The 22,148-nt window shown below is 39.6% G+C and carries 22 protein-coding genes and 1 riboswitch; of the genes, 18 read left to right on the forward strand and 4 right to left on the reverse strand.

Going from position 1 to position 22,148, the window contains the following annotated elements:
- The first annotated feature begins 11 nt into the window (after positions 1-11).
- The 5 genes from pgsA to HMPREF2832_RS05845 all read left to right on the forward strand — a co-directional run bounded on the left by pgsA (position 12) and on the right by HMPREF2832_RS05845 (position 3,792).
- Positions 12-551: a CDP-diacylglycerol--glycerol-3-phosphate 3-phosphatidyltransferase gene (pgsA, locus tag HMPREF2832_RS05825; RefSeq protein ID WP_003009208.1), complete on the forward strand. Its 540-nt coding sequence runs from the start codon at positions 12-14 to the stop codon at positions 549-551.
- Complete coding sequence (locus HMPREF2832_RS05830; RefSeq protein WP_070505958.1) at positions 552-1,376, forward strand: energy-coupling factor ABC transporter ATP-binding protein; 825 nt, start codon at positions 552-554, stop codon at positions 1,374-1,376.
- Positions 1,361-2,203: an energy-coupling factor transporter ATPase gene (locus HMPREF2832_RS05835; RefSeq protein WP_070505960.1), complete on the forward strand. Its 843-nt coding sequence runs from the start codon at positions 1,361-1,363 to the stop codon at positions 2,201-2,203. Before HMPREF2832_RS05830 ends, HMPREF2832_RS05835 begins: the two co-directional genes overlap by 16 nt.
- Positions 2,196-2,993, forward strand: coding sequence for an energy-coupling factor transporter transmembrane component T family protein (locus tag HMPREF2832_RS05840; protein WP_061455871.1), 798 nt, complete (start codon positions 2,196-2,198; stop codon positions 2,991-2,993). The genes HMPREF2832_RS05835 and HMPREF2832_RS05840 overlap by 8 nt, the downstream gene beginning before the upstream one ends.
- Before the next feature lie 157 nt (positions 2,994-3,150).
- Positions 3,151-3,792 (forward strand): LysM peptidoglycan-binding domain-containing protein, encoded by a 642-nt coding sequence (locus HMPREF2832_RS05845; protein WP_023919985.1) that lies wholly within the window; start codon positions 3,151-3,153, stop codon positions 3,790-3,792.
- Positions 3,793-3,816: 24 nt separating this feature from the next.
- Here the strand turns inward: HMPREF2832_RS05845 and HMPREF2832_RS05850 are convergent, their stop codons facing one another.
- The 3 genes from HMPREF2832_RS05850 to sdaAB are packed head-to-tail and all read right to left on the reverse strand — an operon-like array spanning position 3,817 to position 6,001.
- Positions 3,817-4,446 (reverse strand): HAD hydrolase-like protein, encoded by a 630-nt coding sequence (locus HMPREF2832_RS05850; protein ID WP_070505962.1) that lies wholly within the window; start codon positions 4,444-4,446, stop codon positions 3,817-3,819.
- Between the two features lies 1 nt (position 4,447).
- The gene (gene sdaAA / locus HMPREF2832_RS05855) at positions 4,448-5,320 is read right to left on the reverse strand and encodes an L-serine ammonia-lyase, iron-sulfur-dependent, subunit alpha (RefSeq protein ID WP_045760056.1); all 873 of its coding nucleotides are present in this window, start codon (positions 5,318-5,320) and stop codon (positions 4,448-4,450) included.
- A gap of 9 nt (positions 5,321-5,329) precedes the next feature.
- The gene (gene sdaAB / locus HMPREF2832_RS05860; protein WP_070505964.1) at positions 5,330-6,001 is read right to left on the reverse strand and encodes an L-serine ammonia-lyase, iron-sulfur-dependent subunit beta; all 672 of its coding nucleotides are present in this window, start codon (positions 5,999-6,001) and stop codon (positions 5,330-5,332) included.
- Positions 6,002-6,229: 228 nt separating this feature from the next.
- Here sdaAB and HMPREF2832_RS05865 point away from each other — a divergent pair, with 228 nt between their 5' ends.
- The 12 genes from HMPREF2832_RS05865 to rpsD all read left to right on the forward strand — a co-directional run bounded on the left by HMPREF2832_RS05865 (position 6,230) and on the right by rpsD (position 18,454).
- A complete protein-coding gene (locus tag HMPREF2832_RS05865; protein WP_070505966.1) occupies positions 6,230-6,772 on the forward strand; it encodes an aggregation-promoting factor in 543 nt (180 codons plus the stop codon).
- Between the two features lie 204 nt (positions 6,773-6,976).
- Positions 6,977-8,098, forward strand: a complete 1,122-nt coding sequence (mnmA, locus tag HMPREF2832_RS05870) for a tRNA 2-thiouridine(34) synthase MnmA (protein WP_023919979.1) — start codon at positions 6,977-6,979, stop codon at positions 8,096-8,098.
- A 136-nt stretch (positions 8,099-8,234) separates the two neighbouring features.
- A complete protein-coding gene (locus tag HMPREF2832_RS05875; RefSeq protein ID WP_049495763.1) occupies positions 8,235-8,690 on the forward strand; it encodes an NUDIX hydrolase in 456 nt (151 codons plus the stop codon).
- Positions 8,691-8,698: 8 nt separating this feature from the next.
- Positions 8,699-10,609 (forward strand): tRNA uridine-5-carboxymethylaminomethyl(34) synthesis enzyme MnmG, encoded by a 1,911-nt coding sequence (gene mnmG, locus HMPREF2832_RS05880; RefSeq protein WP_070505968.1) that lies wholly within the window; start codon positions 8,699-8,701, stop codon positions 10,607-10,609.
- Between the two features lie 195 nt (positions 10,610-10,804).
- Positions 10,805-12,784: a DHH family phosphoesterase gene (locus HMPREF2832_RS05885; RefSeq protein ID WP_083306323.1), complete on the forward strand. Its 1,980-nt coding sequence runs from the start codon at positions 10,805-10,807 to the stop codon at positions 12,782-12,784.
- The gene (gene rplI, locus HMPREF2832_RS05890) at positions 12,781-13,233 is read left to right on the forward strand and encodes a 50S ribosomal protein L9 (RefSeq protein WP_070505971.1); all 453 of its coding nucleotides are present in this window, start codon (positions 12,781-12,783) and stop codon (positions 13,231-13,233) included. Before HMPREF2832_RS05885 ends, rplI begins: the two co-directional genes overlap by 4 nt.
- Before the next feature lie 25 nt (positions 13,234-13,258).
- A complete protein-coding gene (dnaB, locus tag HMPREF2832_RS05895) occupies positions 13,259-14,617 on the forward strand; it encodes a replicative DNA helicase (protein ID WP_014714093.1) in 1,359 nt (452 codons plus the stop codon).
- A gap of 1 nt (position 14,618) precedes the next feature.
- Positions 14,619-14,891, forward strand: a complete 273-nt coding sequence (locus tag HMPREF2832_RS05900; protein WP_003009183.1) for a Veg family protein — start codon at positions 14,619-14,621, stop codon at positions 14,889-14,891.
- A gap of 34 nt (positions 14,892-14,925) precedes the next feature.
- A riboswitch (TPP riboswitch) is annotated at positions 14,926-15,027 on the forward strand.
- A 74-nt stretch (positions 15,028-15,101) separates the two neighbouring features.
- Positions 15,102-15,860 carry an ABC transporter permease gene (locus tag HMPREF2832_RS05905; RefSeq protein WP_070505973.1) on the forward strand — a complete coding sequence of 253 codons (759 nt, stop codon included), beginning with the start codon at positions 15,102-15,104 and terminating at the stop codon, positions 15,858-15,860.
- A gap of 57 nt (positions 15,861-15,917) precedes the next feature.
- Positions 15,918-16,913 carry an ABC transporter substrate-binding protein gene (locus tag HMPREF2832_RS05910; protein WP_070505974.1) on the forward strand — a complete coding sequence of 332 codons (996 nt, stop codon included), beginning with the start codon at positions 15,918-15,920 and terminating at the stop codon, positions 16,911-16,913.
- Positions 16,906-17,637: an ABC transporter ATP-binding protein gene (locus HMPREF2832_RS05915; RefSeq protein ID WP_070505976.1), complete on the forward strand. Its 732-nt coding sequence runs from the start codon at positions 16,906-16,908 to the stop codon at positions 17,635-17,637. Before HMPREF2832_RS05910 ends, HMPREF2832_RS05915 begins: the two co-directional genes overlap by 8 nt.
- A gap of 205 nt (positions 17,638-17,842) precedes the next feature.
- Positions 17,843-18,454, forward strand: coding sequence for a 30S ribosomal protein S4 (rpsD, locus tag HMPREF2832_RS05920; RefSeq protein WP_003002210.1), 612 nt, complete (start codon positions 17,843-17,845; stop codon positions 18,452-18,454).
- 151 nt (positions 18,455-18,605) lie between these two features.
- Here the strand turns inward: rpsD and HMPREF2832_RS05925 are convergent, their stop codons facing one another.
- Complete coding sequence (locus HMPREF2832_RS05925) at positions 18,606-19,139, reverse strand: TetR/AcrR family transcriptional regulator (RefSeq protein WP_003001962.1); 534 nt, start codon at positions 19,137-19,139, stop codon at positions 18,606-18,608.
- Positions 19,140-19,273: 134 nt separating this feature from the next.
- On the opposite strand from HMPREF2832_RS05925, the gene HMPREF2832_RS05930 reads away from it, so the two are divergent.
- On the forward strand, positions 19,274-22,069 hold the full coding sequence (locus HMPREF2832_RS05930) for a YhgE/Pip domain-containing protein (protein ID WP_070505978.1): 2,796 nt from the start codon (positions 19,274-19,276) through the stop codon (positions 22,067-22,069).
- The last annotated feature ends 79 nt before the right edge of the window (positions 22,070-22,148 follow it).

A 22,148-nucleotide genomic window follows, 5' to 3' on the forward strand; every position in this document is an offset into this window, starting at 1 on the left:
TTGGAGGAAGTATGAAAAAAGAAAATATTCCTAATGCATTGACATTAATTCGGGTTGTGATGATTCCTATTTTTATTGCCATTTTAAGTTTAAGTCACTCTTACTTAGGACATATTGTAGCGGCAGTTATTTTTGCAATTGCTAGTATTACAGATTATTTAGATGGCTTTCTTGCACGAAAATGGAATGTAGTTAGTAATTTTGGTAAATTTGCGGATCCAATGGCAGATAAATTATTGGTCATGTCAGCCTTTATCATGATGATTGAATTAAAAATGGTTCCTGCTTGGATTGCAGCCGTTATCATTTGTCGTGAGTTAGCTGTTACTGGTTTGCGTCTTCTACTTGTTGAGACAGGTGGTACAGTTCTTGCTGCAGCCATGCCAGGAAAAATTAAAACCTTTAGCCAAATGTTTGCCATTATCTTTTTGCTTTGCCATTGGACACTTCCTGGGCAAGTGTTGCTTTATATCGCATTGATTTTCACAATTTATTCTGGTTACGACTACTTTAAAGGAAGTAGCTATCTCTTTAAAGACACTTTCAAATAAATGAAACAGATGATTGAGCTAAAAAATGTATCCTTTCGATACGATAATACAGTAGAAGAATATCAAATTGACACGGTTTCGTTTCACGTGAAACAAGGAGAGTGGCTTTCGATTGTCGGACATAATGGTAGTGGAAAATCTACGGTTGTACGCTTGATTGATGGTCTTTTAGAAGCTGAGTCTGGTGAGATTTACATTGATGGAAAACAACTGACTCGTGAAACTATATGGGAAATCCGTAGTAAAATTGGGATTGTATTTCAGAATCCTGACAACCAATTTGTTGGTGCGACAGTAGAAGATGATGTAGCCTTTGGTCTAGAAAATCAAGGAATTCCACGGGAAGAAATGCTTCAACGTGTGGAGAAGGCTATTGAGCAAGTCGGTATGCTGGAGTTTAAAGATCGCGAACCATCTCGTTTGTCAGGTGGTCAAAAGCAACGAGTGGCCATAGCAGGTATTATCGCCTTGAGACCAACTATTATTATCCTTGATGAAGCAACTAGTATGTTAGATCCAGAAGGCAGAGAGGATCTAATGGCGGTAATGAGAGAACTTCAGAAAAAATTTCAATTAACTATTATCTCCATTACCCACGATTTATCCGAAATTGCCTTAAGTGATCGAACACTCGTCTTTCAAAAAGGAAAACTAGAGTCTTCTATGACGCCGCGGGAATTGTTTTCAAGAAATGACCTCAATGAGATTGGACTAGATAAGCCTTTTAGTAAGCAGGTTCAGGAATCTCTCAGCTCGCATTTTCCGCTAAAACAGGATTATCTAACAGAAAGTGAGTTATTAGACCAACTATGGGAATTTCTTTAAAGAATGTCTATTATACTTATCAAGAGGGAAGTCCTTTTGAAGGACAGGCGCTTTCTGATATTAGTTTGGAAATAAAAGATGGATCTTATACAGCTATCATCGGACATACTGGTAGTGGTAAGTCCACTTTGTTGCAATTACTAAATGGTTTACTGCGTCCGACTAAAGGAACGATTCAATTTGAAGATTTTGTTTTAGATAATCATTCTGAGCCAAAAGAAATGAAGTACCTGAGAAAAAAGGTTGGTTTGGTTTTTCAATTTCCAGAAAGTCAGCTATTTGCAGAAACCGTTCTAGCTGATGTAGCCTTTGGACCACAAAATTTTGGAGTACCTAAGGATAAAGCGGAGGAAATAGCCAAAGAAAAATTAGCGATCGTTGGTTTAGAAGAGTCTATCTATGATAAAAGTCCATTTGAACTATCTGGTGGACAGATGAGACGGGTTGCGATCGCGGGTATTTTAGCTATCGAACCAGAGATTTTAGTATTGGACGAACCGACAGCAGGCCTAGATCCTGCTGGAAGAAAGGAATTGATGGCGCTGTTTGAGACATTACATAAAAATGGAATGACTCTTGTTTTGGTGACTCATACGATGGATGATGTAGCAAACTTTGCTGATACCGTATTTGCTTTGGAAGCGGGAAAACTTGTCCTAAACGGATCCCCAAGGGAAGTGTTTCAACAGGTTGAGTATTTACAAAAACTTCAATTAGGAGTCCCACAAATTACGAATTTTGCTCTTCAATTGAAAAAAAGGGGGCTTCCTCTGGACAGACTACCAATCAAAATTGAGGAACTAAAGGAGCTGTTACTTCATGAATAATATGATTTTAGGAAGGTATATTCCTGGAAACTCCATTATCCACCAACTGGATCCTCGTGGAAAGTTGCTCTCAATGTTTCTATTCATTTTTCTTCTGTTTTGGGCCAATAACCTGCAGACCAATCTTCTGCTCTTTGGTTTCATCTTTGTTTTAATGTATTTAACGAGGATTTCGGTTAGTTTTTATGTCAAAGGCTTAAAATCAATGATTTTTATCATTGCTTTTACAACGATTTTTCAATTATTTGCGACCTCTCAAGGAACAATTTTATATCACTGGTGGTTTTTTAAATTAACCGACCAAGGATTGATACAGGCCGCAATCATATTTTGCAGATTTATTTTAATCATTTTTTATTCGACAATTTTAACAGTGACGACGACACCATTAAGTTTAGCAGATGCTGTTGAAAAGATCCTTACACCACTAAAAATTATTAAGGTTCCGGCTCATGAGATTGGGTTAATGTTATCTATGAGTTTGCGCTTTGTTCCAACTTTGGTGGATGATACGAATCGAATCATGAATGCGCAAAGGGCGCGTGGTGTTGATTTTGGTGAAGGAAATCTATTAAAAAGGATCCGTTCCTTTATTCCTATCCTCATTCCTCTATTTGCTTCTAGTTTTAAACGCGCAGATGCATTAGCAATTGCTATGGAAGCGAGAGGCTACAAAGGCGGTGAGGGACGAACACGCTATCGGACTCTGCAGTGGGGAGCAAAAGATACCCTGGCATTGCTCGTTATTCTGTGCCTCATGTTGATAGTTTTTTATCTAAAAAATGGATAGAGTTAGTTGTATTGGTTCAAAAATAAGGAAAAAGCGCTATACAAAGCGCTTTTTACATTAAATTCACATATTCTTGTAACATTTGTAATATATTCTACAATAAACTGTAACATTTTGTGTGTATGATAGAATTATGTTCGAAAGGAGAATAGAATTCATGAACAGTAAAAAGTTCCAATGGACAGTCACTTCCCTACTTTCAGCAGCATCACTTTTCATTTCTGGTATTGCTACAGTGAATGCTGAAACTTACGAAGTGAAGTCTGGAGATACTCTATCAAAAATTGCACTAGAAAATAACACTTCAGTAGAAAATATTATTGCATCTAACAATTTGACCAATGAAGATTTGATCTATGCAGGACAAATTATTGAGTTAGGTGAGCGTTCAAAATCTATGATTGATAAAGTTGCTCCACAAGAGCAAGCAAAACCTGCTGAAAGTGCACCTGCAGCAGCACAAACTGCTCAAAAACAAACAACTTATGCAGCAAATGCTGCAGTGACTTCTGCACAATCAACAAATGGTGGAATTGTTCTATCAAATGGTAATACTGCTGGAGAACAAGGATCTTATGCAGCTGCTCGTATGGCTGAAATGACTGGTGTACCTGCTTCTACTTGGGAAGCAATCATTGCCCGTGAATCAAATGGTCAAGTAAATGCAGCAAATGCTTCTGGTGCAAGTGGTTTGTTCCAAACAATGCCAGGTTGGGGTTCAACTGCAACGGTTGATGATCAAATCCAGGCAGCATATAATGCATACAGCTCACAAGGTTTATCAGCTTGGGGTTATTAAAAAATAGGTTTACAATTTGTAAACCTATTTTTTTAATGTCTCAAGAATGTCAAGCGGAGAGTGACAAATAAAATCTGGTGAGTAAAGAAGTAGCTCTTCAAGATCTCCAAATCCCCAAGTGACTGCCATGGTTTTTATACCAACTGCTTGACCTCCAATGAGGTCAAATTTTGTGTCCCCAATAATCACTGTCTCCTCTTTTGGAAGGTCATTGCTTGACAAGGCGTATCGAATGACATCGGCTTTGTGGATACGATCTGAATTTGATCCATAAATTCCTTTAAAGTATTTAGCGATACCTAAATCTTGACACATCTGTAAAGCAACCGGTTCATGTTTTGAAGTAGTTACATAAAGAGGAATGTTTTCGTCTTGTAATGCTTTCAAAGCTTCTACTATCTGAGGAAACAGAGTTGATTTGTATTGACCTTTTTCATGATAATACTGGCGATAAATAGTTACAGCTTGATCTACCAAAGCTTCAGGAAGAGTAGCTTCAAAACTAGAAATCAAAGGTGGTCCCATAAAACTACGGATGGTTTTGAGATCGGGTTGAGGAACCTTCAAAGTATCGAATGTATGTTGAAAGCTCTCTGTAATTCCCTTGGAACTGTCAACTAATGTTCCATCTAAATCAAAAAACAAGGCTTGCATGTTATTCTCCAAATATCTCTTTTTGTAATCTACGTCCGGTTGGTGTTGCTGCCAATCCTCCTTCAGCTGTTTCTCTAAAGGCAGTCGGAAGACTAGAACCAACTTGGTACATGGCGTCAATCACTTCATCAACAGGTATTTTTGATTCAATACCTGCTAAGGCCATATCAGCAGCAATGAAGGCATAGCTGGCTCCCATTGCGTTTCGTTTGACACATGGAACTTCCACGAGTCCTGCTACTGGATCACAAATGAGCCCAAGCATGTTTTTGATGACAAAACAGACTGCCTGACTCGCTTGATAAGGAGTTCCCCCAGCAGCAAGTGTCAATGCAGCCGCACTCATAGCTGAAGCAGAACCAACTTCTGCTTGACAACCACCTTCTGCACCTGAAATAGAAGCATTATTGGCGATGACTAAACCAAAAGCTCCAGCTGTCAGTAGAAAATCTAGTTGTTGCTGACGGTTTAACCCTAATTTTTGAGTTGCTGCAGTGAGAACTGCGGGAAGGCAGCCAGCAGATCCTGCAGTGGGTGTTGCGCAGACCAGTCCCATCTTAGCATTGTGTTCGTTGACAGCAATAGCATTCTTCGCTGCGGTTAGGACGGTCAAGTCAGATAACGTTTTTCCTGATTTGATATAGCGATCTAATTTTGCGGCATCCCCACCGGTTAACCCACTACGAGAGTGGTTTTCATTTAATCCTAACTTTACAGAATCAATCATCACTTCTAAATTACGGGTCATTAATCGTAGGACTTCTTCTCGTTCACGACCAGTTAGTTCAAATTCAGTTGCAATCATTAACTCTGCGACGTTTCCTTGGTATTGCGTGCTTGCTTGTTCTACGAGGTCTACAATTGAATAAAACATATGAACTCCTTATTTGAAAAAGTTGACATTATGAAGATGAGGAATTTTACGGATATCTTCGATCGCTACTTCACAACTCCTTGAGTCAACTTCTATAATCATAATCGCTTTTTCTCCAGCTTTTTCCCGCGTCACATTCATTTGTGCAATGTTAATATCATAGCGAGAAAGAGCTTCTGTCACATGAGCGATCATTCCAGGGACGTCCTGGTGAACAATGATAATGGTTGGAGTATTCATATTTAGCGAGATAGCAAAGCCATTTAACTCAGTAACCTGTATGTTCCCACCACCAATTGAGATTCCAGTGACAGAAATCGTTTTATGATCATTTTTAACAGTAATAGTCGTTGTGTTTGGGTGAGGAGCATTGCTTTCTTTTTGAATAGACCAAATAATCCGAATGCCTCGTTCATGTGCAATTTTTAGACTATCTGGGATTCTAGGATCATCTGTGTCCATTCCTAAGATGCCCGCTACTAAGGCTAAATCTGTTCCATGACCACGATAGGTTTTGGCGAAGGAATTAAATAATTGGAACTCAACTTCTTTTGGTTCCTCTCCAAAGATAGAAGAAACAATTTTACCAATTCGAACAGCGCCTGCAGTGTGACTACTGGATGGGCCGATCATCACAGGTCCAATAATATCAAAAACTGATTGGAATTTTAAAGAGTTCATGCTCTGCTCCTTTGTGATCACTTTACTTCATTATATCAGATATGGCTGATGATTTCTTCTATTTTTCCCGAAATATCTGAGAAATCTTAAAGGGGGCTTAAAGCATTTATATTATCCTGGATTTTTAGTATTTCTAACATCTGACTGAAATATTTGACACATTATTTCAATAAATATGAAATATTTCTTGTGTAGTATAGAGGTATACCAATAAAGGAGTATATAATAATGAATAAAAAACAAATGATGAAACGAATTATTGGACTTAGTTTACTTGCAGGACTTTTCCTTCCAATTGTAGCGAATGCAGATTCTTATACTGTAAAATCAGGTGATACTTTATCAGCTATTGCTAAAGAGAAGAACACAACGGTTGATGCAATTGCTAAGAAAAATAAGATTAGTAACGTGAATCTCATCTCAGTTGGTCAAGTTCTTGAAATTGAAGATGCAAATACAACGCAGAAAAACACGGAGCAAGCTCCTGCTAGTAAAACGGATACTACACAAGCAACAACTACTGTCTCTGCTTCAGATGGCTTGAGTGCGGAAGATGCAGCTGCCAAGGAATGGATTGCCCAAAAAGAGTCAAGTGGTAGTTATACAGCACAAAATGGCCAATATTATGGTCGTTACCAATTGACTATCACTTATTTGAATGGTGATTTATCACCTGCAAACCAAGAAAAAGTGGCCAATCAATATGTTGTCAACCGTTATGGATCATGGTCAGCAGCTAAAAATTTCTGGTTGGCAAATGGCTGGTATTAAATTCGTATGAAAAGAGTTCTTGAATAGGACTCTTTTTTAATTTACAGACTTGTAAACCCATCGATCCTGATCAACAAAAAGAATAGTAAGATGCTTGTTTTCTAATATAAAGCGTGTTAAAATGGTAACTGCTCAAAACGACCTTCAATCGTTGAAGCAAACCACGACCTTCAATCGTGAGAAACGAAAAGATGGGAGAAATCTATGAGTGATAACTCGAAAACACGTGTTGTTGTTGGTATGAGTGGTGGTGTGGATTCATCTGTAACAGCTTTATTATTAAAGCAACAGGGTTACGATGTCATCGGCATCTTCATGAAAAACTGGGACGACACAGACGAAAATGGCGTCTGCACAGCTACAGAAGATTACAAAGATGTAGCAGCGGTTGCAGACCAAATTGGCATTCCTTACTATTCTGTCAACTTTGAGAAAGAATACTGGGATCGTGTCTTTGAATATTTCCTTGCTGAATACCGAGCTGGTCGAACACCAAATCCGGATGTCATGTGTAATAAGGAAATCAAATTTAAGGCCTTTTTAGATTATGCTATGACACTCGGTGCCGATTATGTAGCGACAGGGCACTATGCGCGAGTGGCGCGTGATGAGGATGGCATTGTCCATATGTTACGTGGCGTTGACAACGGGAAGGACCAAACTTATTTCTTAAGCCAACTGTCACAAGAACAACTTCAAAAAACCATGTTCCCATTGGGACATTTGGAAAAGCCTGAGGTTCGCCGTTTGGCAGAAGAGGCAGGACTAGCAACAGCTAAAAAGAAAGACTCAACTGGGATTTGCTTTATTGGAGAAAAGAATTTCAAAGAGTTTCTAGGGAACTACCTTCCTGCCCAACCAGGTCGAATGATGACCATCGATGGAAGAGATATGGGCGAACATGCTGGTTTGATGTATTACACGATCGGTCAGCGGGGAGGCCTTGGAATTGGTGGCCAACAAGGTGGAGACAATGCTCCATGGTTTGTAGTGGGTAAAGACCTTAGTCAAAATATTCTTTATGTCGGCCAAGGCTTCTACCATGAAGCATTGATGTCAACAAGTTTACAGGCTAGTCAAGTTCACTTTACACGAGATATGCCAGAAGAGTTTACATTAGAGTGTACAGCTAAGTTCCGCTATCGTCAACCAGATTCCAAGGTGACTGTACACGTTAAAGGTGACAAGGCAGAAGTGATTTTCGCAGAACCTCAACGAGCCATTACACCAGGACAAGCTGTTGTCTTTTACGACGGTGAAGAGTGTCTAGGCGGTGGCTTGATTGACAATGCTTATCGGGATGGAAAAGTTTGTCAGTATATTTAATTGACAAATTTTCTCAATTTGCTACAATAATAAAAGCAATAGAAATGATGGTCAAAGCTCATGGATGTTGCAGGCTTTTTTGTCCTGCACTTCTCAGAGTTTTGACTATTTTTGTGTGATTTCGAAAGGAAGTAAAATGAGGCAACAGGATTTTCGGACGAAAATAGGTTCTACTGTTTTTGGTGTGAGAGCGACTGCTTTGATTGTAAAAGATAATCGCTTGTTCGTCATAGAAGATGAGGACGGCTGTTATACAATCGGAGGTGCTATTCAAGTCAATGAAACTACAGGAGATGCTGTAGTTCGTGAAGTCAAAGAGGAACTTGGTGTCACATCTACAGCAGGTCCGTTAGCTTTCGTGGTTGAAAATCACTTTGAACAAGCTGGAATCCACTACCATAATATTGAATTTCATTATTTGGTGGACTTGCTGGAAGATGCACCTTTGGTCATGCAGGAAGATACAAAGCAATTACCTTGCCGTTGGATTGCTTTAGAAGATTTACACACTGTTGACCTGAAACCAGCCTTTTTAAAATCAGCCCTACCAGAATGGGACGGAAAATTACTTCACATCCATCTTGAGAAATAGGAGAAAAAATGACTTATAATTTTATTGAAGAATACGATATCATTGTAATCGGTGCGGGGCATGCGGGAGTAGAAGCCTCTCTAGCTGCTAGCCGTATGGGTTGTAAGGTCTTACTTGCGACTATTAACATTGAAATGCTGGCTTTTATGCCTTGCAATCCCTCTATTGGTGGTTCTGCTAAAGGAATTGTCGTGCGTGAAGTCGATGCCCTCGGTGGAGAAATGGCGAAGAATATCGACAAGACCTACATCCAAATGAAAATGCTCAATACTGGTAAAGGTCCTGCTGTTCGTGCACTTCGGGCTCAAGCAGACAAAGAACTTTACTCAAAAGAAATGCGGAAAACGGTTGAAAACCAAGAAAATTTAACTCTTCGCCAAACTATGATTGATGAGATTTTGGTGGAGAATGGTAAGGTTGTTGGTGTAAGGACTGCGACTCACCAAGAGTATGGGGCAAAGGCTGTTATTGTCACTACTGGTACAGCTTTACGCGGAGAAATTATCATTGGAGATCTCAAGTATTCATCAGGACCTAATCATAGTCTAGCTTCTATCAATTTGGCCGACAATCTCAAACAGCTAGGATTAGAAATTGGACGTTTCAAAACAGGGACACCACCTCGTGTAAAGGCATCGTCAATTAATTATGACGAAACGGAAATTCAACCTGGAGATGAAGCTCCAAATCATTTTTCTTATACATCGCGTGATGAAGATTATGTAAAGGATCAGGTTCCTTGTTGGTTGACTTATACGAATGGGCATAGCCATAAAATTATCCAGAATAATTTACACCGGGCCCCTATGTTTACAGGGGTTGTAAAGGGAGTGGGTCCTCGCTATTGTCCGTCCATTGAGGATAAAATTGTCCGTTTTGCTGACAAAGAGCGTCATCAACTATTCTTAGAACCAGAGGGACGAAATACAGAAGAAGTCTATGTTCAGGGACTGTCAACGAGTTTACCAGAAGATGTTCAGCGAGATCTCGTCCATTCTATTAAGGGACTTGAGAAGGCAGAAATGATGCGAACGGGTTATGCGATTGAGTATGATATGGTCTTGCCTCATCAATTGCGCGCAACTTTGGAAACCAAGAAAATTTCAGGTCTCTTTACAGCTGGTCAAACCAATGGCACATCAGGCTATGAGGAGGCCGCTGGTCAAGGGATTATTGCAGGGATCAATGCGGCTCTAAAAATCCAAGGAAAACCAGAACTTATTTTGAAACGCAGTGATGGTTATATTGGGGTCATGATCGATGATTTGGTAACAAAGGGAACGATCGAACCGTATCGCTTGTTAACAAGCCGTGCAGAATACCGTCTGATTTTGCGTCATGATAATGCCGATATGCGCTTGACAGAAATGGGACGAGCAATTGGATTGGTAGATGATGAACGTTGGCAACGTTTCGAAACCAAGAAGTATCAGTTTGAAAGCGAGATGAAGCGTTTAGACAGCATTAAGTTAAAGCCAATAAAGGAAACCAATGAAAAGGTTGCTGCAATGGGCTTTAAACCATTGACAGATGCTGTCACTGCTAAAGAATTCTTGCGAAGACCAGAAGTCTCTTACCAAGATGTGGTAGAATTTATCGGTCCTGCAGCTGAAGAACTGGATGATAAAATCATTGAATTGATTGAAACTGAAATTAAATACGAAGGCTATATTTCAAAAGCAATGGACCAAGTCGAAAAAATGAAGCGTATGGAAGAAAAACGAATTCCTGCGAATATTGACTGGGATGATATTGACTCCATCGCAACCGAAGCGCGTCAAAAATTTAAATTAATTAATCCAGAAACGATTGGTCAAGCAAGTCGTATCTCAGGTGTCAATCCAGCGGATATCTCTATTTTAATGGTTTACTTGGAAGGTAAATCTCGGAGTATCTCCAAAAACAAAGCAAACCACTAATAAAATGGGGCTGAGATGATGTTTCAGCCTCAATTTTATGGATTGAAATCTGTTGTTTCTGTTTACACAGTTGTAAACGTTGTTTACAAAGTAGTGAGGCGGAGGAAGCTCTTTTTACAAGTCAATCTTCTCTGTAATATAGAGAGAAACCTCGCTTTTTACCTCTATTTATGGTATAATTCCGAGAAGAGGTTTATGATGAAAAAATTTCGTTTATCGTTCATCCATTATGTGTTAATTGGTTTTATTTCATTTGCAATTTTAGCAATTTTTTTAAGAATCTTTGGCAAAGGCTATGTAACTCTCATTGCAATTTTTTTAGTCTTAGCTGGATTGATTGCTTTATTTGAATACCAGTTACAAATTTCAGAGTTAGATGAATTAGAACAAATACAATATGTGAACCATCAGGCAGAAAGCGGATTAGCATCCCTCCTTGATAAAATGCCTGTTGGAGTTATCAAAATTAATGAAGAGTCAAATGAAGTAGAGTGGTTCAACCCTTATGCTGAATTGATTTTTTCAACAGATGATGGGGACTTTGATGTTGAATCATTGAAAAAGTTACTCAATACTCTGTTTGAGGATAAAGGACATTATGTCACTGTAGCCGATAAGAAATATTCCGTTTACTTTGATCAGACGTCTAGTGTTGTTTACTTTTTTGATGTTTCAAGTGAGTATGAAGCTACTGTGGGATTGGTGACAACTCGTCCTGTTATCGGTATTATTTCTGTTGATAACTATGATGATCTAGAAGATGTCATTTCAGACTCTGATATTAGTAATATCAATAGTTTTATTGCCAACTTTGTAGAAGAGTTTACAGCTCATTACCATATGTTTTACAGACGTGTGGGGATGGATCGTTTCTATTTGTTTACAGACTACACGGTCTTAGAACAGTTGATGGAATCAAAATTTTCAGTCATCGATCAATTCCGTGAAGAAGCTAAAAATCGTGAGCTACCTATTACCTTAAGTATGGGATTCTCGTACGGTGATGGAGAGCATGATGAGATTGGTAAAGTGGCTCTCTTGAACCTAAACCTTGCGGAAGTTCGTGGTGGGGATCAAGCGGTTGTCAAGGAAAATAATGAACAGAAAAACCCTATTTTCTTTGGTGGGGGAACAGCTTCAGCTGTGAAGCGGACTCGGACTCGCACACGCGCTATGATGACAGCTATTTCGGATAAGATTAAATCCGTTGATCAAGTCTTCATTGTTGGACATAGAAACTTGGATATGGATGCTTTAGGAGCGTCTGTGGGAATGCAGTTTTTCTCTAGCAATATTTTGGCTTCCTCTTATGTGGTTTATGACCCACGTGCAATGGCTAGTGATATTTCAAGAGCAATTGCAAAACTAGAAGAAGAGCAGGTAACGAAAATCCTTCCCCTAGAGGAAGCCATGCAAATGGTGACGGATCGCTCTTTGTTAATTATGGTTGACCATTCTAAGACAGCCTTGACCCTTTCTAAAGAGTTTTATCAGGAATTTCAACAGATTATTGTCATTGACCATCACCGTCGGGATGATGATTTCCCTGAAAATGTTCTGATCACCTATATTGAAAGTGGAGCAAGTAGCGCGAGCGAATTGGTTAGTGAGCTTATTCAGTTCCAGAAGTCGAAGAAAAATCGGTTGACGAAGATTCAAGCTAGTGTCTTGATGGCTGGGATCATGCTGGATACTAAGAACTTCTCCGCACGTGTTACGAGTCGGACCTTTGATGTGGCGAGTTACCTTCGTTCAAGAGGTAGTGATAGTGTAGCCATCCAGGAGATCTCTGCGATTCAGTTTGACGAGTACCGCGAAGTGAACGAACTGATCTTGACTGGTGAAAAGATTTTGCCGCATATCATCGTAGCTTGTGCCAATACGACTAAAGCCTATGATTCAGTAACCATTAGTAAGGCTGCTGATAGTATGCTGGCCATGTCTGAGGTGGAAGCAACCTTTGTCATTGCTTGTAATCAAAGTGGGACTGTCTCGATTTCTGCACGTAGTCGAAGCAAAGTCAATGTACAGCGTATCATGGAACAGCTTGGCGGAGGAGGTCATTTCAATTCGGCGGCTTCTCAAATTGAGGGTCAAGATTTGATGAGTATTCGTCAACAATTGATTGAGACTATTGAAAACGAAGTAACTATTGAAAAGGAGAATGTAGAATGAAAGTTATTTTCTTAGCGGATGTAAAAGGTAAAGGTAAAAAAGGCGAAATTAAAGAAGTGCCTACTGGTTATGCACAAAACTTTTTGATCAAGAAAAATCTTGCGAAAGAAGCCAATGCCCAAGCAATCGGTGAACTTCGTGGAAAGCAAAAGTCAGAAGAAAAAGCGCATGCTGAATTGTTAGCGGAAGCGCAAAATATTAAAGCAAAATTAGAAGAAGAAGCAACTGTTGTTCAATTCACTGAAAAAATTGGGCCAGATGGCCGTACTTTCGGCTCTATTACCAATAAAAAGATTGCAGAAGAGCTTGAGAAACAATTTGGCATTAAAATTGATAAACGTCATATCCAAGTTTCCTCTCCAATTCGTTCAACAGGTTTGATTGATGTCCCTGTAAAAATTTATCAAGATGTTACAGGTGTGATTAATATTCGTGTAAACGAAGGGTAAACACGATCGATAGAAAGGTTTTTTTATGGCTGAGATAGAGGAATTACGAACACAACCTCAGGATATCCAAGCGGAGCAATCAGTGTTGGGAGCCATCTTTATTGATGAGGGGAAATTGGTCTTTGTTCGTGAATATATCGAGCCTGGCGATTTCTTTAAGTACTCGCACCGTTTGATTTTTAAAGCCATGATCGATCTAGCTGACCGCGGGGATGCGATTGATGCGACGACTGTTCGAAATATTTTAGATAGTCAGGGGGATCTCCAAAACATTGGCGGTCTCTCCTATTTGGTAGAAGTCATTAATTCGGTACCAACTTCAGCTAACGCGGAGTATTACGCGAAGATTGTTGCCGAAAAAGCTGTCTTACGTCGATTGATCTCTCGATTAACGGAAAGTATTAATCAAGCTTATGATGGTGCAAGTCCTTCAGATGAAATCATTGCGGGTGCTGAAAAAGCTCTGATTGATGTTAGTGAAAACGCAAATCGTAGTGGATTTAAAAATATTCGAGACATCTTGAATATAAATTTTGGTAGCTTAGAAGCCCGCTCGCTTCAAACCTCTGATATTACGGGTATTGCGACAGGCTATCGCGATTTGGACCATATGACGACGGGGCTACATGAGGAAGAGTTGATTATTTTAGCGGCTCGTCCTGCAGTAGGGAAAACAGCCTTTGCTCTAAATATTGCTCAAAATATCGGGACAAAGTTGGATAAGACAGTGGCTATTTTCTCATTAGAAATGGGTGCTGAAAGTTTGGTTGACCGGATGTTAGCAGCTGAAGGCTTGATTGAATCCCATTCGATTCGTACAGGTCAATTGACGGATGAAGAGTGGCGGAAATATGCCATTGCTCAAGGAAATTTGGCCAATGCGAGTATTTACATCGATGATACCCCAGGAATTCGGATCACTGAGATTCGTTCGAGAGCAAGAAAATTGGCGCAGGAAACAGGGAATCTTGGTCTTATTCTGATTGACTACCTGCAGCTGATTACAGGGACTGGAAGAGAAAACCGTCAACAGGAAGTTTCAGAAATTTCTCGTCAGTTAAAGATTTTGGCTAAGGAACTAAAAGTTCCCGTTATTGCTTTGAGTCAGCTATCACGTGGTGTGGAACAGCGCCAAGACAAACGCCCTGTTCTTTCTGATATTCGTGAATCTGGATCGATTGAGCAGGATGCGGATATTGTTGCTTTCTTGTACCGTGATGATTATTATGATCGAGCTGGTGAAGAGGAAGAAGATGGAATGCCCAATAATACGGTTGAAGTGATTATAGAGAAAAACCGTTCAGGTGCGCGTGGGACAGTCGAATTAATATTCCAAAAGGAATACAATAAATTCTCAAGTATTTCAAAGAGAGAGGATCAATAAGATGAGTGATGCATTTACAGATGTTGCAAAAATGAAAAAAATTAAGGAAGAAATCAAGGCCCATGAAGGACAAGTGGTTGAAATGACGCTTGAAAATGGACGGAAACGTCAAAAAAATAAATTTGGACGCTTGATTGAGGTCTATCCTTCTTTATTCATTATCGAGTATACGAACGACAATAGCTTACCAGGTGAACCAGCTAATACCTACGTGGAGTCTTACACCTATTCAGATATTTTAACAGAGAAGAATTTAATTCGTTATTTGGATTAATTTCTTGCTTTTATCGTCTAAATCAGTTATTATAATAAATACATATGGGAGTCTGTGTACAGTCTGAGAGGAAGTGTAAGCTTCGACCGCACCTGATCTGGGTAATGCCAGCGTAGGAAACAAATGAAATGTATTTTTCGTTATGAGTGACCTTGTGCAATCCGTCTCCTATTTTGGAGGCGTTTTTTATTTGTTAGAAAGGAGGTTACGATGTCTCTTGTAAAAAGATATTCAAAACAATTGATAGGATTTGCAGGTTTTAGCAGTCTTCTTGTCTTATGGCAGTTAGCAGGATTTTTAAATATCCTCCCCAAATTTGTATTACCAACGCCACTTGAAATCGGGAATGCCTTTGTACGAGATCGAGCTCTCCTGATTCATCACAGTTTGTCTACCCTTCAAGTGGCCTTGATCGGACTTGTTATAGGGGTTCTTCTTGCTTCTGGCTTTGCGATTCTCATGGATAGTTTTCAATGGGTGAATGATCTGGTCTATCCTTTTATGGTTGTTATTCAAACCATTCCGACGATTGCCTTGGCCCCTATCCTGGTTCTTTGGTTTGGTTATGGTATGCTTCCAAAACTGGTTTTGATCATTATTACGGTGGTATTTCCCATCGTAGTCAGTCTGTTAGATGGTTTTCGGCATTGCGATCAAGATATTCTGAGATTATTTCAGATTATGCAAGCCAATCGCTTTCAGACCTTAGTCCATTATAAAATTCCTGCAGCGCTTCCTTATTTTTTTGCAGGTTTACGTGTGAGCGTTTCCTATGCTTTTATCAGTACAGTCGTTTCAGAATGGCTAGGAGGTTTTGATGGATTGGGGGTCTATATGATCCAATCGAAGAAGTTATTTCAGTATGATACGATGTTTGCGATCATTGTATTGATTTCTGCTATTAGTTTACTCGGTATGTTTCTCGTTGACCAATTAGAAAAAAACATTCTAAAATGGAAAAAGGATTGACAAACTTGTAAATGGTGTAAAAATTAAATTGACAAAAATGTAAAAGAGGTATAGCTAATGAAAAAGTCAATAGGTTTATTTTTCTCAATAATATTGGGATTTGTTTTCTTGAGTGCTTGTCAAAATTCTGTCAAGCAATCGTCAAGTGATTTGAAAAAGATTGATTTTATTCTAGATTGGACCCCGAATACCAATCATACGGGTCTCTATGTAGCAAAGGAAAAAGGGTATTTTAAAGATGCAGGACTGGATGTAGATATAAAACTTCCGCCGGAAGACAGTAGTTCTGATTTGATTATCAATGGGAAAGCTCCATTTGGTATTTATTTCCAAGATTCTATGGCTAAGAAATTAGATAAAGGTGCGGGTATTACCGCTGTTGCAGCTATCGTCGAACACAATACGTCAGGGATTATTTCAAGAAAAGATGCAGCGATCACAAGTCCAAAAGATTTGGTGGGTAAGAAGTATGGTACCTGGAATGATCCGATTGAGTTGGAAATGATCAAATCGATGATGAAAAAAGAAGGAGCTGATTTTAATCAAGTAAAATTGGTTCCAAATAGTGATTCAAATTCCATTACTCCGATTGAAAATAAGGTCTTTGATGCTGCTTGGATTTATCACGGTTGGGATGGAATTTTGGCTGAGCAAAAGGGAATGAAGACCAATTTCTTCTATATGAAAGATTTTGTTCCTGCATTTGACTACTATTCGCCTGTTATTATTGCTAACAATGACTATTTGAAGTCTCATAAAGAGGAAGCAAAAAAATTCATTCAAGCGGTGAAAAAAGGCTACCAATATGCTATAGAGCATCCAGAAGAAGCTGCGGATATCTTGATCAAACAGGCCCCTGCCTTAGCTAACCAGCGTGATTTTGTACTAGCTTCTCAAAAATATCTTTCCAGTCAATATGCTTCAGACAAGGATAAATGGGGGCAGTTTGACTCCAAGCGTTGGAATGCTTTTTATGCTTGGGCAAAAGAGCAAGGATTGGTTTCAAATGACTTAGAAGACAAAGGTTTTACAAATGAATTGGTAGGTGACTGATATTTTAACCGTAAAAGATGTAAGTTTCTCTTTTGGAGATAAAGCAGTTTTAAACAATGTATCACTAGAAGTGCAAAAAGGAGAAATCGTCTCTATTCTAGGTCCAAGTGGGGTAGGGAAATCAACCTTGTTTAATTTAATTGCTGGGATCTTTCCCTTACAAAAGGGCGCTATAGAAGTAGATGATGCCCCGATCTCCTTTGGAAAAGTCAGCTATATGCTACAAAAGGATCTTTTGTTAGAACATAAGACAGTATTGGGAAATATTATTCTTCCCCTTCAATTAAAAAAGATTCCTAAGGAAGAGGCAACATCTACAGCTCTAAAATTGTTAGATGAATTTAAATTGGGAAGTATTGCCAACCTTTATCCCAATGCCCTGAGTGGGGGGATGCGGCAACGGGTGGCGCTATTGAGAACCTATCTTCTGGGTCATTCTGTCTTCCTATTAGATGAAGCTTTTAGTGCCTTAGATGAATTGACAAGGCAGGATCTTTATCACTGGTATCTAGACAGTAAGGAACGTCTTGGTCTCACCACTCTAGTGATCACTCATAGTATCGAAGAAGCTTTGACATTGAGTGACCGGATCTATATCTTAAATCATAATCCCGGTGAAATTATTGCAGATCTTCCTTTAAAATGGGATCCAGCAACGGATAGAGACTGGCAACAATTGCAATATAAAAAACGAATCATAGAATTATTGTCTGAATTTCATTGAAATTGTTTTGAAGGACTTTACAAAGTTTCTATTCCGTGATAGAATAGAATTTGTGCGAAATGACAGCAGGACAAAATGAAGCTCGTCAACAGGAAGTCAGCTAGAAAAGTAACCTTTGCTGTTTGGGCGAAGGCTTTCTGAACGAATCAGGTTTGTCTAAAACGTTATTTCCTACAAAAATTATTTTTATAGGAGGACATTTTAAATGTCACGTTATACAGGACCATCTTGGAAACAATCTCGCCGTCTTGGCTTGTCACTTACAGGTACAGGTAAAGAATTGGCACGTCGTAACTACGTACCAGGTCAACACGGACCAAACAACCGTTCAAAATTGTCAGAATACGGTTTGCAATTAGCTGAAAAACAAAAACTTCGTTTCTCTTACGGACTTGGTGAAAAACAATTCCGTAACTTGTTCGTACAAGCTACTAAAGTTAAAGAAGGAACTGTCGGTTTCAACTTCATGCTTCTTTTAGAACGTCGTTTGGATAACGTTGTTTACCGTCTTGGACTTGCGACTACTCGTCGTCAAGCTCGTCAATTCGTTAACCACGGTCACATCCTTGTTGACGGAAAACGCGTTGATATCCCTTCATACCGCGTAACTCCAGGTCAAGTGATCTCAGTTCGCGAAAAATCAGCTAAGGTTCCAGCTATCCTTGAAGCTGTTGAAGCTACAGTTGGACGTCCAGCATTCGTATCATTCGATGCTGACAAACTTGAAGGTTCATTGACTCGCCTTCCAGAACGCGATGAAATCAACCCAGAAATCAACGAAGCACTTGTCGTTGAATTCTACAACAAAATGCTTTAATTTTAAGATATACTTTGCAGAAAGCCTACTACAGTGGGCTTTTTATTTTGTCTTAAAGGGTTGATTTCTGGCTTTGCTCCCCTTTTTGTTTTCTTAAAACCTAAACCTGCTAATAAAAAAACTCCTGATCTAGATCGATCAGGAGAGACTGTTACCGTAACATTTTCATTAAAAATTCAGCCATTTGTTGAGGACTTTCTTTTTTTCCGCGCGAAACCCACATCTGACAGACTCCGAAGAAGGCATTGGTCAGATAGACAGAACTGTAGACTCTTTCAATATCTGTTAATGATTTATGACTATAGCGCTCTTGCAAACTATCAACCAGAAGAATCTGTAATTTATGTCGTAAGAAGGTTTGGATCTCTTTGGTTCCATTCTCTGTCAGAAGAACTGCAAAGAGTGGCTCCTTGGTTAGGAATTCGAACACTTCTGTAATCGCTTGGCGCTTGTCGTCTTGGTGTTTGTCAAAGATATATTCAAGCTTGTGAAAGAGTGCTTGTTGGTAGCGCTCGATCATATCGTACTTGTCTCGATAGTGGGTATAAAAGCTAGAGCGACTAATGCCGGATTCTTGTGCTAACTCAACCGTTGTGATTTGGTCGAATGATTCCTTTTCTAGTAGTCGAACCATCGCCTCCTCGATATTTCGTTTTGTTTTTAATCGTTTATTGCTCTCAGTCATCTGTTAATCCTTTTTGCACAAAATTATACACAGTGTCTAAAAATAAAGATTTCCTACTTGTGAAAATTTCTAGAAACTGTATAATCTATTATATCAGAAATTTAGACAATGTGTATAAAAAGGAGACAAAAAATATGATGAAAGAATGGAAGGCTATTCTTAAAAAGCCAACATTTATCATTGTCATGATTGGAGTTGCTTTGATTCCAGCTCTTTATAATATTATTTTTCTATCTTCCATGTGGGATCCATATGGCCAAGTTTCGGATCTTCCTGTAGCGGTTGTCAATAAGGATCAATCTGCTACATATAATGGACAAAAGATGGAAATAGGAAAAGACATGGTGTCCAATTTGAAGGACAATGACTCACTTGATTTTCATTTTGTAGATGAGAAAGCTGCGAAAGATGGTCTTAAAAATGGCGATTATTATATGATTGTAACCCTGCCTGAGGATCTTTCAAAGAAAGCTAGCTCCATCTTAACCAATCATCCGGAACAGATGACCATTGATTACCAAACATCCAGTGGTCATAGTTTTATCGCAGGGAAAATGAGCGACACTGCGATGACAAAGATGAAGCAGTCAGTGGCCGAAAAAGTGACCAATACGTATACAACAGCTTTATTTTCCAAAATGGGATCGCTTAAATCTGGTATGGGGACAGCGGCAGATGGAAGTGCTAAATTAGCAGATGGTGCAAGTAAATTGGAAGATGGTGGTCAAACACTGTCTACTAATTTGAATACATTGGCTCGTTCAAGCTTAGCATTTTCAGATGGTGCGACTACTCTTCGTACGGGTCTAGCAGCCTATACAGATGGTGTTGGTCAATTAGGAAATGGTCTCAATCAAATGGCTGGTCAACTTCCAAACTTGGTATCTGGCGTCAATCAATTAAATAATGGGTTTGGTACTTTTAATACAGGCTTGATGGCTTACGCTACCGGAGTGGATCGATTAGGAAATGGTCTCAATCAAATGGCGAGTCAAACCCCTCAGTTGGCCTCAGGAGTTGGTCAGTTAACCAGCGGTATGGGGACCCTCAATGATGGTCTTGGGAATTATACCAATGGTGTGCGTCAATTGAATTCAGGCCTGTCAAACTTTTCAAATGGTTTAGCAACCTATACAAATGGAGTCGCTACTTTATCAGAGGGAGCGGGTCAATTAAGTAGTCAATCTGCTACCCTTCGAAATGGGGTTTCACAATTAGAATCAGGTATTCAAACATTATCAAGCCAGCTACAAGCTTCTACAAGTCAATCCGCTCAGATTGATCAATTGGCAGCAGGTTTAAACCAATTAAATGCAGCGATTCAAAATGCTTCAGTAGATACCAGTCAACTGTCAGCTGGATTGACCAGTATAGCGAATTCAGCTCAATCAATCCTTGCTTCAGCCCAAGCGGATCGTGCAAATGCCCTTGCAAGTGTACAAGGGACAGCAGCCTATCAAGCAATGACAGCTGACCAACAAGCGGAAATCAATGCGGCGATCTCATCGAGTCCAAGCTCGAGTGAAACGGCGGCTCAAGGAATCTTGACTACGATTCAAACGATCCAAGGTAGTTTGAATACAGGAAATAGCTTGACACAACTGCAAACGGCAGCCAATCAAGTTTTACCGACAGCTTCTTCTACCTTGACAGACTTGTCAAGTGGCTTGTCTAAGATCCAATCCGCAGTTAGTGGACAATTGTTGCCAGCTAGCCAAACCATCAGTCAAGGGATCGGCGCTTATACAGCTGGTGTCGATAAAATCGCTAATGGAGCAACCCAACTTCAGACGAATAGCAGTACTTTAACAAATGGGGCTAGTCAGTTAGCAGCAGGAGTTGGTCAACTAGATAGTAAATCATCAGAATTACTTGCAGGAAGCAATCAATTAGCTTCTGGTCTAGGTGAGTTAAATGGAAAGATGCCTGCCTTGACATCAGGCATGAATCAACTGGCTTCAGGAGCGACACAATTAACAGGGAAGTCTAGTGAGTTGGTTGCTGGAGCTGGAAAATTAGCTGACGGTGTAGGACAATTGAACAGTAAAACTCCAGAATTGGCAGGTGGTGTCAATAAACTTGTCACGGGTGTCAACCAGTTGACAGAAAAATCAAGTCAATTGGTGACTGGGGCTGATAAACTAGCCGACGGTGCAAATCAAATCTCAGATGGGTCTAGCAAATTAGCAGCGGGTGGCCAAACATTGACAAATGGTTTGGGTGAATTAGCAACAGGAAGCCAAACCTTGAGTCAAGGATTAAATGATGCTAAGGGACAATTGAATGCTGCGACAACTGAAAAAGAAAACGCTAAAACCTTAGCAGATCCTGTCACTTTGTCTAAAACAGACCATGACAATACCCCTGTGAATGGTGTTGGAATGGCTCCTTATATGATCTCGGTAGCTCTCTTTGTTTGTGCCTTGTCAACCAACATGATCTTTGCAAAATTACCATCCGGTCGTCATCCTGAAAGTCGCTGGGCATGGTTTAAATCTCGCTTTGAGGTCAACGGAACGATTGCGGTGATTGCAGGAGTCTTGGTCTATGGTGCCGTTCACTTGATTGGTTTATCAGCTAATCATGAGATGGCTACTCTCTTCCTTTGTGTGATTGGTAGTGTAGCCTTCATGTCTATCGTAACAGCTTTAACGACATGGCAAAGAAAAGTCGGTGCTTTCCTTTCCTTGATCCTCTTGCTCTTGCAATTGGCTTCTAGTGCAGGAACTTATCCTCTTGCTTTGACAAATGGATTTTTCCAAGCTGTTCATCCATTCTTGCCAATGAGTTATACCGTTTCTGGTCTTCGTCAAACGATTTCGATGACAGGAGAAATTGGAAATCAAGTGGCCTTCCTTCTGATGACTATTGTTCTTTTTGCAGGCCTCGGAATGTGGTTCTATAATCCAAAAAAATATGAAGAGGACTAATCCTAAAAAACTTCCAACAATGAGAGTGTTGGAAGTTTTTTGTTTCATGTGAAACGAAAATTCTCGCTTGTTTAAGCGA

The sequence above is a fragment of the Streptococcus sp. HMSC073D05 genome, assembly GCF_001812015.1.
Lineage (GTDB): Bacteria > Bacillota > Bacilli > Lactobacillales > Streptococcaceae > Streptococcus > Streptococcus parasanguinis_D.